Below are 14,321 nucleotides of genomic sequence, written 5' to 3' on the forward strand. Positions count from 1 at the left end.
AAGAAATTCGGGGTTTAATATTTCATAACCTTTGATTAAAAACATAAGCTATGCTTTTTTCTGCATTATTGAACACTGCAGTAAAAAATTAATGGGAGCTTAACAATTTTATAATATGTAAGAAATTCTTATTTGTAAATATTGAGTCAAATTTGTCCACCGAAATATTATTGGTATTCTGTATATGGAACTGTTGCTGTATTGTCTTTGAAGATAAAATTATATAGAACGCTGGTATCAGAGAAACATTGACTATGAAAAGAAGAAAATTTTTGACAAATATTCCGCTTGCCATTTCAGGGGTACTTCTGGGAGGACCTGCAGCCAGCTTGCTGGCCGAAGCTCCGAAGGATGATATAAGCAAAAAAAAGAAACTGCTGTTTACTGTAGCTCACATTACAGACGTACACTTACCGGCAGATCCTAAAATAATGGAGCGGTTTGTAAAATGTCTTAAAGAAATCAAAAACAGGAAAGTAGATTTCTTCCTTAACACAGGAGACTCCATTATGGCTGTGGACCGGGAAAACTCTACCCGTCAGGAAGTATATGACCAGTGGAATGCCTGGGATAACTGTATGAAGGAAATTGCAGACTATGATATGTATAGTTGCGTCGGAAATCATGACATCTGGTGGGCAAGTGAAAAATCAGATGAAATGCATGGAGTTCCCTATGCGGCCAAAAGACTTAAAATGCCTAAGCGTTATTACAGTACTAAAAAAGAGAAATGGCATTTTATAATGTTGGATGGCAATAACTCTGGTATTACCCTGGATCCTGAACAAATGAACTGGCTGAAACAACAATTAGAAAATATTCCGCAGGGAGAATATGCATTAATTATGTCGCATTATCCTATACTTACGGTTACAGGATCCTGGGAAGGAGGGCAGCATAAAGACCATAATGCATTGAAAGACTTGTTTTATAAGCATAAAGATAAAGTGAAAGGCTGTCTTAGTGGTCATCAGCATCTCCTCGACAGAGCATGGTATAATGATGTATATTATTTCTGTAACGGAGCTATGTCAGGATTTTGGTGGGGGGAAGGAGACAAGCGTTCCGCGAAACCTTTCTATTATCAGGAAACACCACCGGGATATGCTATATTAAAATTTTATGATGACGGCTCATTTGAGAATGAATACATAATTCATCATTATTAATACCTATATATTATGTAAACGAAGACCGGCTTTTTAAGTCAGTATTTGTTTTTTATAGTACTTTATAAACATTCTGAAATCTGGATTGTCTTATTATTTTTAATTTTTACAATACCAATTAAAAGTTTTGTCTCCGGTAGTCAATAAGTTATGGATATTGTGTTAAAAAAGTTTATCAAAAGCTTGGCCGGTATCATTAAAGTTTATACTTTTGCCCCACTGAAAACGAGAGATAGTAGGTAGCGCAGAAGAGGGTAATTATAAACGAAAGATTTAAAAAAAATAAATAATAATTTATTTTGAAAATTGAGAAAAGTTTGTATCTTTGCAGTCCCAATTAAGGGAGCGCGGAGTAAAATTGAGATAAGTGTTAAAGAGGGATTAAGGTTACAGAAAAAAACTTTAAAATTTTCTTCAAAAACATTTGGTCAGTTCAGAAACATTAATTACTTTTGCACTCGCAAATCTAAAGCAATAACGACAGAGAAAAAGCTTTAGAGAAAAGCGGAAGAAAAGAGATCATTGAAATACAATATAACAACCAAGTAAGGAAAAACTAAAGCGTCAAAACTTTGAGTGAGTCAGACAAACATACAATGGAGAGTTTGATCCTGGCTCAGGATGAACGCTAGCGGGAGGCCTAACACATGCAAGCCGAGCGGTATAGATCTTTCGGGATCTAGAGAGCGGCGCACGGGTGCGGAACACGTGTGCAACCTACCTTTATCAGGGGGATAGCCTTTCGAAAGGAAGATTAATACCCCATAATATATTTGATGGCATCATTAGATATTGAAAACTCCGGTGGATAGAGATGGGCACGCGCAAGATTAGATAGTTGGTGAGGTAACGGCTCACCAAGTCAATGATCTTTAGGGGGCCTGAGAGGGTGATCCCCCACACTGGTACTGAGACACGGACCAGACTCCTACGGGAGGCAGCAGTGAGGAATATTGGACAATGGGTGAGAGCCTGATCCAGCCATCCCGCGTGAAGGATGACGGCCCTATGGGTTGTAAACTTCTTTTGTATAGGGATAAACCTACCCTCGTGAGGGTAGCTGAAGGTACTATACGAATAAGCACCGGCTAACTCCGTGCCAGCAGCCGCGGTAATACGGAGGGTGCAAGCGTTATCCGGATTTATTGGGTTTAAAGGGTCCGTAGGCGGACTCGTAAGTCAGTGGTGAAATCTCATAGCTTAACTATGAAACTGCCATTGATACTGCGGGTCTTGAGTAAGGTAGAGGTAGCTGGAATAAGTAGTGTAGCGGTGAAATGCATAGATATTACTTAGAACACCAATTGCGAAGGCAGGTTACCATGTCTTAACTGACGCTGATGGACGAAAGCGTGGGGAGCGAACAGGATTAGATACCCTGGTAGTCCACGCCGTAAACGATGCTAACTCGTTTTTGGGTTTTCGGATTCAGAGACTAAGCGAAAGTGATAAGTTAGCCACCTGGGGAGTACGAACGCAAGTTTGAAACTCAAAGGAATTGACGGGGGCCCGCACAAGCGGTGGATTATGTGGTTTAATTCGATGATACGCGAGGAACCTTACCAAGGCTTAAATGGGAAATGACAGGCTTAGAAATAGGCTTTTCTTCGGACATTTTTCAAGGTGCTGCATGGTTGTCGTCAGCTCGTGCCGTGAGGTGTTAGGTTAAGTCCTGCAACGAGCGCAACCCCTGTCACTAGTTGCCATCATTCAGTTGGGGACTCTAGTGAGACTGCCTACGCAAGTAGAGAGGAAGGTGGGGATGACGTCAAATCATCACGGCCCTTACGCCTTGGGCCACACACGTAATACAATGGCCAGTACAGAGGGCTGCTACCAGGCGACTGGATGCTAATCTCGAAAGCTGGTCTCAGTTCGGATTGGAGTCTGCAACTCGACTCTATGAAGCTGGAATCGCTAGTAATCGCGCATCAGCCATGGCGCGGTGAATACGTTCCCGGGCCTTGTACACACCGCCCGTCAAGCCATGGAAGTCTGGGGTACCTGAAGTCGGTGACCGTAACAGGAGCTGCCTAGGGTAAAACAGGTAACTAGGGCTAAGTCGTAACAAGGTAGCCGTACCGGAAGGTGCGGCTGGAACATCTCATTTTAGAGCGTTGAAGAACGTTAAACAAAATAAAGGTACTTAAGTGTACCATGTACTTACTTAAAGAGAAGCTTTAGTTTTTTATTTGGTTGATATATAAAAAAATACAACACCCACTAGAAATTAGTAAAAGGGAAGAGATTTAGAAAAGAAGTTAGAAATTAGAAGTTAGAGATTAGTCTAACATCTGATATCTAAAATCTAACATCTAAAACAAAGTCTCGTAGCTCAGCTGGTTAGAGCGCTACACTGATAATGTAGAGGTCGGCAGTTCGAGCCTGCCCGAGACTACTAATTATAAGACGGGAAGAGATCAGATATAAGACATGAGACATTAAGTCTGAGATCTAGGATCTGATATCTGAAGTCTACTAGAGGGGGAATTAGCTCAGCTGGCTAGAGCGCCTGCCTTGCACGCAGGAGGTCAAGGGTTCGACTCCCTTATTCTCCACAGTTTGTATATGTAAAAAAGAAGCATGTAAACCTCATGACGAGAGCCGTCATTGATACATGAATACGTTTTACATTAATACAGAAGAAATAAAGATCATTGACATTAACGGTAAAGACATCACAAAGAGAAAACCGAGCACTTATAAGTGCTTGAGTAACCTAAAAATAGGAAAGAAATCGTTAAGGGCGTATGGCGGATGCCTAGGCTTTCAGAGGCGACGAAGGACGTGGTAAGCTGCGAAAAGCTGCGGGGATTGGCACACACGAATTGATCCGCAGATGTCCGAATGGGGCAACCCAATACATTGAAGATGTATTACCTCGTAAGAGGAGCAAACCCGGAGAACTGAAACATCTAAGTACCCGGAGGAAAAGAAATCGAAGAGATTCCGTAAGTAGTGGCGAGCGAAAGCGGATTAGCCCAAAAGTCTTTATATATTTAGAAGAACGTACTGGAAAGTGCGGCCATAGACGGTGATAGCCCGGTATTCGAAAGGTATATATAGATGATAAATGAGTAGGGCGGGACACGTGAAATCCTGTCTGAATATGGGGGGACCATCCTCCAAGGCTAAATACTCCTGAAAGACCGATAGTGAACAAGTACTGTGAAGGAAAGGTGAAAAGCACTTCGAATAGAAGGGTGAAATAGAACCTGAAACCGTACGCCTACAAGCGGTCGGAGCCCACAAGTTGGGTGACGGCGTGCCTTTTGCATAATGAGCCTACGAGTTAATTTTACTAGCGAGGTTAAGGACTTCAGGTCCGGAGCCGGAGCGAAAGCGAGTCTGAATAGGGCGGATAGTTAGTAGGATTAGACGCGAAACCTTGTGATCTACCCATGGGCAGGTTGAAGCTCTGGTAACACAGAGTGGAGGACCGAACCGGTTGACGTTGAAAAGTCTTCGGATGACCTGTGGGTAGGGGTGAAAGGCCAATCAAACTGGGAGATAGCTCGTACTCCCCGAAATGCATTTAGGTGCAGCGTTGATTATAAGTTTATTAGAGGTAGAGCTACTGATTGGATGCGGGGGTTTCACCGCCTACCAATTCCTGACAAACTCCGAATGCTAATAAATGTTGATCAGCAGTGAGGGCATGGGTGCTAAGGTCCATGTCCGAGAGGGAAAGAACCCAGACCAACAGCTAAGGTCCCCAAATATATGTTAAGTTGAAGCAACGCGGTTGGACTGCATTGACAGCTAGGATGTTGGCTTGGAAGCAGCCATTCATTTAAAGAGTGCGTAACAGCTCACTAGTCGAGCGGTCCGGCATGGATAATAATCGGGCATAAACATATTACCGAAGCTATGGATTTGTACATTGTACATCTGGTAGGGGAGCATTCTGTTTGCGCCGAAGCAGTATCGTGAGGTATTGTGGAGCGGACAGAAAAGAAAATGTAGGCATAAGTAACGATAAAGGGGGCGAGAAACCCCCTCACCGAAAGACTAAGGTTTCCTCAGCCATGCTAATCAGCTGAGGGTTAGTCGGGACCTAACGCGAACCCGAAAGGGGTAGTGGATGGACAATGGGTTAATATTCCCATACTTGCTCACACTAAAAAGGGGACGGAGTGCCGTACCTGCTGGAGACTGACGGAATAGTCAAGGCCTAGCCTTCGGGCGAAGCTGCTGCAGGGAAAGTGCTTCCAAGAAAAGCCGAAGTGAAGCAACCCGTACCAAAACCGACACAGGTAGTCGAGGAGAGAATCCTAAGGTGCTCGAGTGAGTCGTGGCTAAGGAACTAGGCAAAATAGTCTCGTAACTTCGGAAGAAGAGACGCCATCAGCAATGGTGGCCGCAGTGAAGAGGCCCAGGCGACTGTTTATCAAAAACACAGGACTCTGCTAAATCGAAAGATGCTGTATAGGGTCTGACACCTGCCCGGTGCTGGAAGGTTAAGGAAGGGCGTTAGCGTAAGCGAAGCGTTTGACTGAAGCCCCAGTAAACGGCGGCCGTAACTATAACGGTCCTAAGGTAGCGAAATTCCTTGTCGGGTAAGTTCCGACCTGCACGAATGGTGTAACGATCTGGGCACTGTCTCAGCCACGAGCTCGGTGAAATTGTAGTATCGGTGAAGATGCCGATTACCCGCAATGGGACGAAAAGACCCTGTGAACCTTTACTATAACTTCGTATTGACTTTGAGTAAGTAATGTGTAGGATAGGTGGGAGACTATGAAGCAGGCACGCTAGTGTTTGTGGAGTCAACGTTGAAATACCACCCTTTACTTACTTGGAGCCTAACTTCCTTTAGGAAGGACATTGCGTGGTGGGTAGTTTGACTGGGGTGGTCGCCTCCAAAAGAGTAACGGAGGCTTTCAAAGGTACCCTCAGCACGCTTGGTAACCGTGCGTAGAGTGTAATGGCATAAGGGTGCTTGACTGTGAGACCTACAAGTCGATCAGGTGCGAAAGCAGGACATAGTGATCCGGTGGTTCCGTATGGAAGGGCCATCGCTCATAGGATAAAAGGTACTCCGGGGATAACAGGCTAGTCTCCCCCAAGAGCTCACATCGACGGGGAGGTTCGGCACCTCGATGTCGGCTCGTCACATCCTGGGGCTGGAGAAGGTCCCAAGGGTTGGGCTGTTCGCCCATTAAAGTGGCACGCGAGCTGGGTTCAGAACGTCGTGAGACAGTTCGGTCTCTATCTATTGCGGGCGTTAGATGTTTGAGAGGGCTTGATTCTAGTACGAGAGGACCGAATTGAACAAACCTCTGGTGTATCAGTTGTACCGCCAGGTGCACCGCTGAGTAGCTATGTTTGGAAGAGATAAGCACTGAAAGCATATAAGTGCGAAACTCGCCTCAAGATGAGACATCTTTTAAGGGTCGTGGGAGATGACCACGTTGATAGGCTACAGGTGTAAAGTTGGTAACAGCATAGCCGAGTAGTACTAATTACCCGTAGATTTATAGCCTATAGGTTACACTAGTTCAAGTCTTATAAGTGCAATACTGGTTTTGCCTTTGTGATGAAATTTACCGATAAAACAGATGTCAGATACAAGACATCAGATGACAGACTTTATAATGAGTCTGAAATCTGAAATCTAGCCTCTGATATCTTATATACCTTCTTTAGGGTGGTTTTAGCGGTGGGGCTCACCTGTTCCCATTCCGAACACAGAAGTTAAGCCCACCAGCGCCGATGGTACTGCGACAAGCGGGAGAGTAGGTCGCCGCCAGTTTTTATTAAAAGTCTCATACATGAATTTGTATGAGACTTTTTTGTTTTATAACTATACCTATACATATCTATACCTACCATACCATAGGAATAAAAGATAAATGATCATTGATGAATGATAAGTGGCTATTAATAAGTAATAACTGATCAATGATGAATTATAAATGATAAAAGATCATCCATCAAATATCAATCATCATTTATTATTTATCATTCATAATTCTTCACTCCTCACTCCTCACTGGTATCTGCTAAATGACTTCTCTACAATTTCTCTGGCATTCTTTTCTACATTCTGATAAGAATAAAAGCCGTAGATGGTATCGTAGTTTATTTCTTCAAAACATTTTTCAATTCTTTTAATTTCGTTCAAAGGAAGAGGAATTCTGTTGGGATAGCTTCTCATTGTGGCAAAATGATTCATAGATGGGGAAAGATACATGGTATCCCCAATTAAAAGCGTTCCGTTTTCGCTCATCCATGGTATTTCTATGACAGAACTTCCCTCAAAATGGCCACCAATATTGTGAAGCTTTAATTGATTCCATAGATTAAGCTGATGACCGGTCCAGTATTCTACAAAATCACCTCCATTTACAACCCATTCTTTATCGTTTTCATGAATATAAATTTTAGAATTAAAGGTATCTGCCCACATTTTCATATTGGAATAATAGTGCGGATGAGAGAAAGCAATAGCTTTTAAGCCCCCTTTAGAATTAATAAATGCAATAGCCGCTTCATCAAGAAGGGGAATGCAATCCCATAATATATTTCCGTTTTTAGAAAGTACCAGCAAGGCCCGCTGTCCAATAGAAAACCTCGGATTAACAACCAGTTCGTAAAGGTTATTATTTAGTTTTTTAATTTTTATGCTATGCTTTTCCAGAAGCTTTTCATGGGTAATCCACGATTGTCCGCTTTGAGGGACTGATTGTCTTTCGTCATTACAAATTAGGCAAAGATTGCCCTGATAGCTTTCCGGATATTGTATACCACATTCCGTACACATTTTAAGATGGTTATCATTCATAAAAAAGTTTTTATTAAAAATACATACTGTTCAGTGATCGGTATGTTATTTTATATAGATTTTACCTATCCTTAAATTGCGCTTAACTGCTCCTGGATAAGGAAAGATTATCTTTTCAATTAAAAACCCTATCTAACTTTAGATAGGGTTTAAAACATCTTATTATGGATAAGAATTATTTGATAACTTTCATTTCATCAATCAGCCACTTGGAATCGGCAAATTTTTCAATGATGAATAGAATGTACTTGGTGTCAACCATAATGTTTCTGCTAAAACGGGGGTCATAATTAATATCACTCATAGTTCCTTCCCATTGTCTGTCGAAATTTAATCCTACTAGATTTCCGTAAGCATCAAGAGCCGGACTTCCTGAGTTTCCCCCTGTGGTATGATTGGTGGCCGTAAATCCTACAGGAACATCACCTCCCTTATCTTTATAATTTCCAAAATCTTTTTTATTGTAAAGATCGATTAACTTTTTAGGAACATCAAATTCATAATCCCCCGGAATGTATTTTTCTATAACTCCTGCCAAATGAGTTTGATAACCATAAGAAACAGCATCTCTCGGATTTGAACCTTTTACTTTACCGTAAGTCACACGAAGTGTGGAGTTGGCATCAGGGAAGAATTTTCTGTCTTTATCGGTCGACATTTGCTGTTGCATGAATTTTTTCTGCAGCGCATCAATTTTTGTCTGGATTGAGGTATACTGAGGATCAGCTGTTTTTGAATAAGTGTCTTTGATATTTGAAAATAATTGATAAACAGGGTCTTTTTTTAATGTTCTTACCAGTTTATCCTGATTAGAAAATGCCTTGTCAATATCTGCACTTAAAGAAGCTCCATTTACAGCTGTTCTGCCGGTAATGATAGAGTTTTTAGAAATCTCTTCGATATTCTGAATGTTCTGTGCTTCGTTTTTAAATTTATCAAATCCCGCTGGTAAAAACTGAGCGGTTGTTTTGTTGGCATACAGAGCAAGGAGCTTTGCAGTTACTTTTGCATCAAGCTCCGGACTGTAATCTTTATAGAAAGAAGTCAGCTTATTTTTAAATGCTGTAATTTCCTTCTCATCCATTCTTCCTGCTTCTACGGATAAGATATAGTTGGAATACATATTAGCTAATGCTAATGTCTCAGCATTTTTAATTAACTCAGAATAATAGGCATTATTTAAAGCATAAGGAGCCTGCTCAGTGTATAGCTTATTCAGCTGGTCTAATGTTGTTTTGATTTCCGGATTTTTAGCTACCAGAGATCCTTCGTACATTACTTTCTTTTCTACAGCATTAGACTTTTTCAGGCCTTCTACTTCTCCAATCCATTTTTTCCAGTAATTTGCCACTGAAGCATATTTAGAAGCATATTTAATACGTGTTGCATTGTCCACACGCATTTTTTCATCCAAAGTCTTTAAAGCGACATCGCGGACTGCAATTTTTGCAGGATCAATCTCATTCATGATTTTTTCAACTGCAATTGATGGAAGATACTCAGTGGTTTTTCCCGGAAAGCCAAATACAAATGTGAAATCATTTTCATTCTTATCCTTGATGGAAACAGGTAGAAAATGTTTAGGTACATAAGGAACATTATCTTTGGAATATTCTGCAGGCTTATTGTTTTTATCTGCATAAATTCTGAACATAGAGAAATCTCCCGTATGCCTTGGCCATACCCAGTTATCCGTATCACTTCCGAATTTTCCTATACTTTGTGGCGGTGCTCCTACCAAACGGATGTCTTTATAAGTTTCTATTGTATAAGCATAGTATTTATTTCCATAATACATAGGCTTTACAGTGATAGACTGATAATTTTCTATTTTTTGAGAATTTTTGTATATCTCAATATTGTTGTTGATTTTTTTTGAAAGATCAGGTTCGGAAAGATGATCCGTACCCTCCAGAATTTGATTGGTTACTTCTTTGATATCTACAATAAAATCTACTTTTAATCCGGGATTAGGAAGCTCGGTGCTCATATTCGTTGCCCAGAATCCATTGGAAAGAAGATCATTTTGTACTGTAGAATGTGCCTGAATTTGTCCGAAGCCACAGTGATGATTGGTTAATAAAAGTCCTTTTGGAGAAATAATTTCTGCTGTACAGCCACCGTTAAATTGAACAACGGCATCCTTAATACTGGCCTTTTGAGGATTGAAGATGTCTTTTGCAGAGATTTTCATTCCCAGGTCTTTCATTTCCTTTTCATTCAGCTCCGTTGGAATCCACATTCCCCCATATTGTTGGGCAAAAGCCATTGCGGCAGGCAAAAGAAATGCAGATAAAAGTATCTTTTTTATCATAATCAAAAATTTTGTCCAATTTACGAAGAAAATTAGGATTATAAGTTACAAGTCATCCTGAAAACGAGGTAGATTCATAGATAATGGCATTTAATATTTTGTATTAAAAAATATAATGGGATGGATCCCGTTATTTAATGACCAGAAACAAATAATATTTATGGAAAACAAAACTTTTTTATCCGGAACTGTACTGGCCATATTACTGGCTTCATGTTCACCCAAAGAAAAACAAAGAGAAATATTTTCTGCCCCGGAAACAGATTCAGCTTCGATCCAAAAACCATTGGATTCAGTGGCTGGCAACGCTTTGATTGATGGGCATAACTCTCAGAATTCATTGGATTGGAACGGAACTTATGAGGCTGTGGTTCCATGTGCAGATTGCCCGGGGATCAAAACTTCTCTCACATTGAATAAGGATAATACGTTCCATATTACAGAAGAATATATCGACAGAAAATCAAAGAATGAAGATAAAGGAACCTTGGAGTGGGATAAAACGGGCAGTATTGTGACTTTAAAAGGAAAATCCGCTAATTACAAATACAAGGTCGGTGAAAACCATCTTACTCAGCTTGATTTGAATGGAAAGGAAATTACCGGTCCCAATAAAGATCTGTATGTTTTCAAGAAAAAATAAAGGCTGCTGCCTTTATTTTTTATTTTAAAATTGATAGGACATAATTTTAGGGTCATTCATCATTTGCTTAATCAAAAGCTCGTGTTGCCGGGTATTCCCCGTAAGTCTCCAGGTCGTAATTAAACTGTCTTTGGAATATTGCTGTCTCATGATAAGAAACTTTAAATGATTATTCCTGAATAATTCCTCACAATGACTGATGTGATCAGAAGCGGAGATAGATATTTTATATTCCCTGATTTTATGATTATTGTCGATAAAATTCTGCAAATAACTTAACGAGCTCAAGACAAGAAGAACCAATGTAGTGCCCAGCAACGAAAAGTATACATATCCTGAACCGACAGCCATTCCTATTGAAGCAGTTGCCCAGATGGTTGTTGCCGTTGTAATTCCATCGATTTTATTATCTCCTTTGAAAATAACTCCTGCTCCCAAGAAACCTATACCGGTAATAATATTGGCTGCCAGACGATCTGGATTCTGAACTCCTATTTTGATTGATAATATGGTGAAAAGACAAGATCCAAAACATACCAGAATAAACGTGCGAAGTCCTGCAGACTTATTTCTATATTCACGTTCAGCACCGATAAAAAGCCCGAGCATAACTGAAATAAATATCAGTATCAGTTCATTTTGAATGGAATAGTGATCTTGTAGAAAATCCATGGATGTATAATTAAAACCTTGAATAAAAATACAATAAATTCTTACGTGATCGTTCAAGCATATAAAAAAAGACTGCTTCTTAAGGCAGTCTTTCGTTTATTGATGTAAAGTGATTTAATTTTTTATGAATTTCTGTACCATAACCTGATCTTTTGTAAACAATCTGATCATATAGCTTCCTTTAGCAAGTTCAGAGATATTGACAGAATTATTGCTTACGCTTATTGAATTTAAAATCCTTCCAGCTATATCATAGACTTCTGCCTTTACAACTTTCTCTTTTGACTTAATGAATAAAACATCTTTTACCGGATTCGGATAGATACTGAACTGGTCTTTATCATTAGTAATTTCGGATGTTCCTAAGGTATTCTGAACAGAAGTTGTAGCAGTATTCGTAATGATAGGCGCATTATAATCAAAATAGATCTTGGCTGTATTACTGAAACTATCTCCGATAACCAAATTAGATTTTGTTTTAATTTTAAATGAAACATATCCGTCATTATTCGCATTATCAAAAGGAAGCTGAATGTTTTCAAAAATAAATTCGACTACATTTCCATTGATTCTCGTTACAAAATTATGGCTTCCATTCAGTGCAACTAAGCTGGATATATCATATTTTGAAGTATCGATCTCATCCTTTACTACGATATTTTGAGCATTGGCCGTTCCTGTATTCTCAAATCTCATCAAATAATGAACATAATCTCCGACTTGTGCCTGAGTGATAGAAGAGCCTTCCAGACAGGTTTTATCATTAGGATCAAAAGAGTTGACAACGATTTGGTTTAATGTAAATATATTATCTGAAGGAGTATCATCTGTAGCTCCGTTGATTTGTGCTGTGTAATGCAGTACATCACCACCGTTTAAAGGAGGAGTCTGTGTAGGAGTATTCAATTTAAAGGTTACTGTAATTTCTTTAGTCTCAAAAGGTAAGATATTGTTGAAATTCCAGGATAAGATTCCAGTTGACTGTGAATTAGGAGCAATCGTGGAGCTTAGATAATTCATTAGATTGTCATTGAAATTATAAGCTAAGGTTCCTGATTGTGCCGAAGTTCCTTTATTTCTGTAAACAACTTTATATTTTGTATCAAATCCAGGTCTTGCTGATTCAATTGGAATAATCATAATTTCCAAATCATTATGTATTCCATTAGCCGTTAAACAAAAGTTTTGTGTAAATGGGCTTGCTTGAGTAGGAAAGGTGGTTATTAAATTTGCTGGCGAGACATTAAAGTAAGTAGGATTTTCGAGTATAGGACTAATAGTGTGAGTTCCAGCTTGTAACGGTATGAAATGGACCCCTGCCGAATTTGCAATAAAATTAGCAGTGGAGGACCCACTTGTAACCAAGAAATTTTGAAATGCTTTTCCTGGATCCGAAATATCACAGCCATTATTGTTGGAATCGTATTTTGTGTCTCCATTTATGGTGTAAAAAGTTCCACCAGGAGTAAAAGAACAATAAGAATTAACATTAACATTAGTATAACCATACATATTCAAGTAGGATAAAACAGCATTGGTATGCTGTAAATCACAACATACATATTGTAATTCTGAATTATCATCAATATTGAAATTATATGGAACACCTTGTCCTCCATTTTTAAAATTTAAAATCTTTATATTGTTATCCGAACAATCTAAGTAAGAAAGTAAAGGATTAGAACTCAAATCTAATAATGTGAGTTGGTTCTCTGAACACTTTACAGTTGTAAGAATAGGAAAACCTGTTAAATCAATACTGTTAAGAGCATTTTCATCAACATCAAAAATTTCGAGCAATGGGGATCCGGTTACTGTCAGGTTTGTAATTTCATTATCAACCAGTGAAATACTTTTTAGTAGTGGGTTGTTAGATATCGTTACATTAGGAACTGTAGTGCTATAATTGGAGGTAATTTCTGTGAGCAATGGGTTATTGGAAACAGATAAAGATTGTATGTCCGGGCCAAAAAGGGAGATTTTTTTTAAATCATTACAGCCACTAATATTTATAGTATTATTTAACCATGAATAACCGTAACTTGAAATCGTAACTTCTTCTAAATTATTTATACCGCTTAGATTAATATTACTTAGCAATACTCGTTCTAAATTTAGGACTTTGATATTTGGGCAACCTTGAAAATTTAAATAATTTAAATACTCTGAAATAGACAAATGTGTTAAAGAGGGAATATTTAAAGTAAGTGTTTGGAAATTTCCACCTTGAATATTCAATTTCTTAAGACCGGTACAATTATCTACATTAAGCGCTGAAAGATAATAACCAGCAGCAAATAATTCTGTAAGGGAAGTCATCCCGCTAACATCAAAAGAGGTGAAGTTATTGTTCGGTATAAATTGTACAGAGAGTTTCGTAAGATTTGTGAAACTTTTAATACCTGTAATATCGCCGATTTGCGATCCCACTGTACTCGTTGTTCCATTAATATCAAGAGTTTTTATTAAACTTGCTTCGCTAGCCTGAATTTCGTTGTCGCCGTTAAGATCTATAGCAACAGGATTGTGGTTAACGTCGAGAGCGATATAATTTGTATTATTTGCAGATAATAAATAAGATTTAAAGTTCGGATCTGGAATATTTAAGATTTGTGCTTTAAATATAGGCAGAATACTTACGAAAAGAATGAGGTAAAGTTTTTTCATAAATTTTATTGGTTTATCATTTTTTATGTGAGTTATTTTAGCATTACTTAATTGCTATTTAATGGTATC

At 39.0% G+C, this 14,321-nt stretch carries 6 protein-coding genes, 2 tRNA genes and 3 rRNA genes; 7 read left to right on the top strand and 4 right to left on the bottom strand.

Translation table 11 applies throughout. The features are described 5' to 3' along the window. The first annotated feature begins 254 nt into the window (after window positions 1-254). The 6 genes from MTQ00_RS20965 to rrf all read left to right on the top strand — a co-directional run bounded on the left by MTQ00_RS20965 (window position 255) and on the right by rrf (window position 6,924). Complete coding sequence (locus MTQ00_RS20965; RefSeq protein WP_273650883.1) at window positions 255-1,169, top strand: metallophosphoesterase family protein; 915 nt, start codon at window positions 255-257, stop codon at window positions 1,167-1,169. A gap of 593 nt (window positions 1,170-1,762) precedes the next feature. Then, a 16S ribosomal RNA gene (locus MTQ00_RS20970) occupies window positions 1,763-3,279 on the top strand. 214 nt (window positions 3,280-3,493) lie between these two features. Further along, window positions 3,494-3,567 (top strand) — tRNA-Ile (locus MTQ00_RS20975). Between the two features lie 86 nt (window positions 3,568-3,653). Next, window positions 3,654-3,727, top strand: a tRNA-Ala gene (locus tag MTQ00_RS20980). Between the two features lie 172 nt (window positions 3,728-3,899). After that, window positions 3,900-6,654, top strand: a 23S ribosomal RNA gene (locus MTQ00_RS20985). 161 nt (window positions 6,655-6,815) lie between these two features. Beyond that, window positions 6,816-6,924 (top strand): 5S ribosomal RNA (gene rrf, locus MTQ00_RS20990). Together the 16S, 23S and 5S rRNA genes with 2 tRNA genes alongside form the textbook arrangement of a ribosomal RNA operon. 237 nt (window positions 6,925-7,161) lie before the next feature. Here the strand turns inward: rrf and MTQ00_RS20995 are convergent. Both MTQ00_RS20995 and MTQ00_RS21000 read right to left on the bottom strand, forming a co-directional pair. Continuing rightward, window positions 7,162-7,956: a hypothetical protein gene (locus tag MTQ00_RS20995; RefSeq protein WP_273650884.1), complete on the bottom strand. Its 795-nt coding sequence runs from the start codon at window positions 7,954-7,956 to the stop codon at window positions 7,162-7,164. Between the two features lie 175 nt (window positions 7,957-8,131). Then, window positions 8,132-10,270 carry a S46 family peptidase gene (locus MTQ00_RS21000; RefSeq protein WP_273650885.1) on the bottom strand — a complete coding sequence of 713 codons (2,139 nt, stop codon included), beginning with the start codon at window positions 10,268-10,270 and terminating at the stop codon, window positions 8,132-8,134. A 160-nt stretch (window positions 10,271-10,430) separates the two neighbouring features. Between MTQ00_RS21000 and MTQ00_RS21005 the strand changes: the two genes are divergently transcribed. Beyond that, window positions 10,431-10,913 carry a copper resistance protein NlpE gene (locus MTQ00_RS21005; RefSeq protein WP_172284679.1) on the top strand — a complete coding sequence of 161 codons (483 nt, stop codon included), beginning with the start codon at window positions 10,431-10,433 and terminating at the stop codon, window positions 10,911-10,913. Between the two features lie 24 nt (window positions 10,914-10,937). On the opposite strand, the gene MTQ00_RS21010 is transcribed toward MTQ00_RS21005, so the two are convergent. Then, window positions 10,938-11,585, bottom strand: a complete 648-nt coding sequence (locus MTQ00_RS21010) for an MgtC/SapB family protein (RefSeq protein ID WP_172284681.1) — start codon at window positions 11,583-11,585, stop codon at window positions 10,938-10,940. Window positions 11,586-11,699: 114 nt separating this feature from the next. Beyond that, window positions 11,700-14,252: a DUF7619 domain-containing protein gene (locus tag MTQ00_RS21015; RefSeq protein WP_273650886.1), complete on the bottom strand. Its 2,553-nt coding sequence runs from the start codon at window positions 14,250-14,252 to the stop codon at window positions 11,700-11,702. Between the last annotated feature and the right edge of the window lie 69 nt (window positions 14,253-14,321).

It is taken from the genome of Chryseobacterium sp. B21-037 (assembly GCF_028570785.1).
In the GTDB taxonomy this organism is placed as follows: domain Bacteria; phylum Bacteroidota; class Bacteroidia; order Flavobacteriales; family Weeksellaceae; genus Chryseobacterium; species Chryseobacterium proteolyticum.

What these genes read in the sequence shown, in the direction of transcription:
- MTQ00_RS21000 (WP_273650885.1), bottom strand. Translation starts at nt 10,270, where the DNA reads ATGATAAAAAAGATACTTTTATCTGCATTTCTTTTGCCTGCCGCAATG.
- MTQ00_RS20965 (WP_273650883.1), top strand. Translation starts at nt 255, where the DNA reads ATGAAAAGAAGAAAATTTTTGACAAATATTCCGCTTGCCATTTCAGGG.
- MTQ00_RS21015 (WP_273650886.1), bottom strand. Translation starts at nt 14,252, where the DNA reads ATGAAAAAACTTTACCTCATTCTTTTCGTAAGTATTCTGCCTATATTT.
- MTQ00_RS21005 (WP_172284679.1), top strand. Translation starts at nt 10,431, where the DNA reads ATGGAAAACAAAACTTTTTTATCCGGAACTGTACTGGCCATATTACTG.
- MTQ00_RS20995 (WP_273650884.1), bottom strand. Translation starts at nt 7,956, where the DNA reads ATGAATGATAACCATCTTAAAATGTGTACGGAATGTGGTATACAATAT.
- MTQ00_RS21010 (WP_172284681.1), bottom strand. Translation starts at nt 11,585, where the DNA reads ATGGATTTTCTACAAGATCACTATTCCATTCAAAATGAACTGATACTG.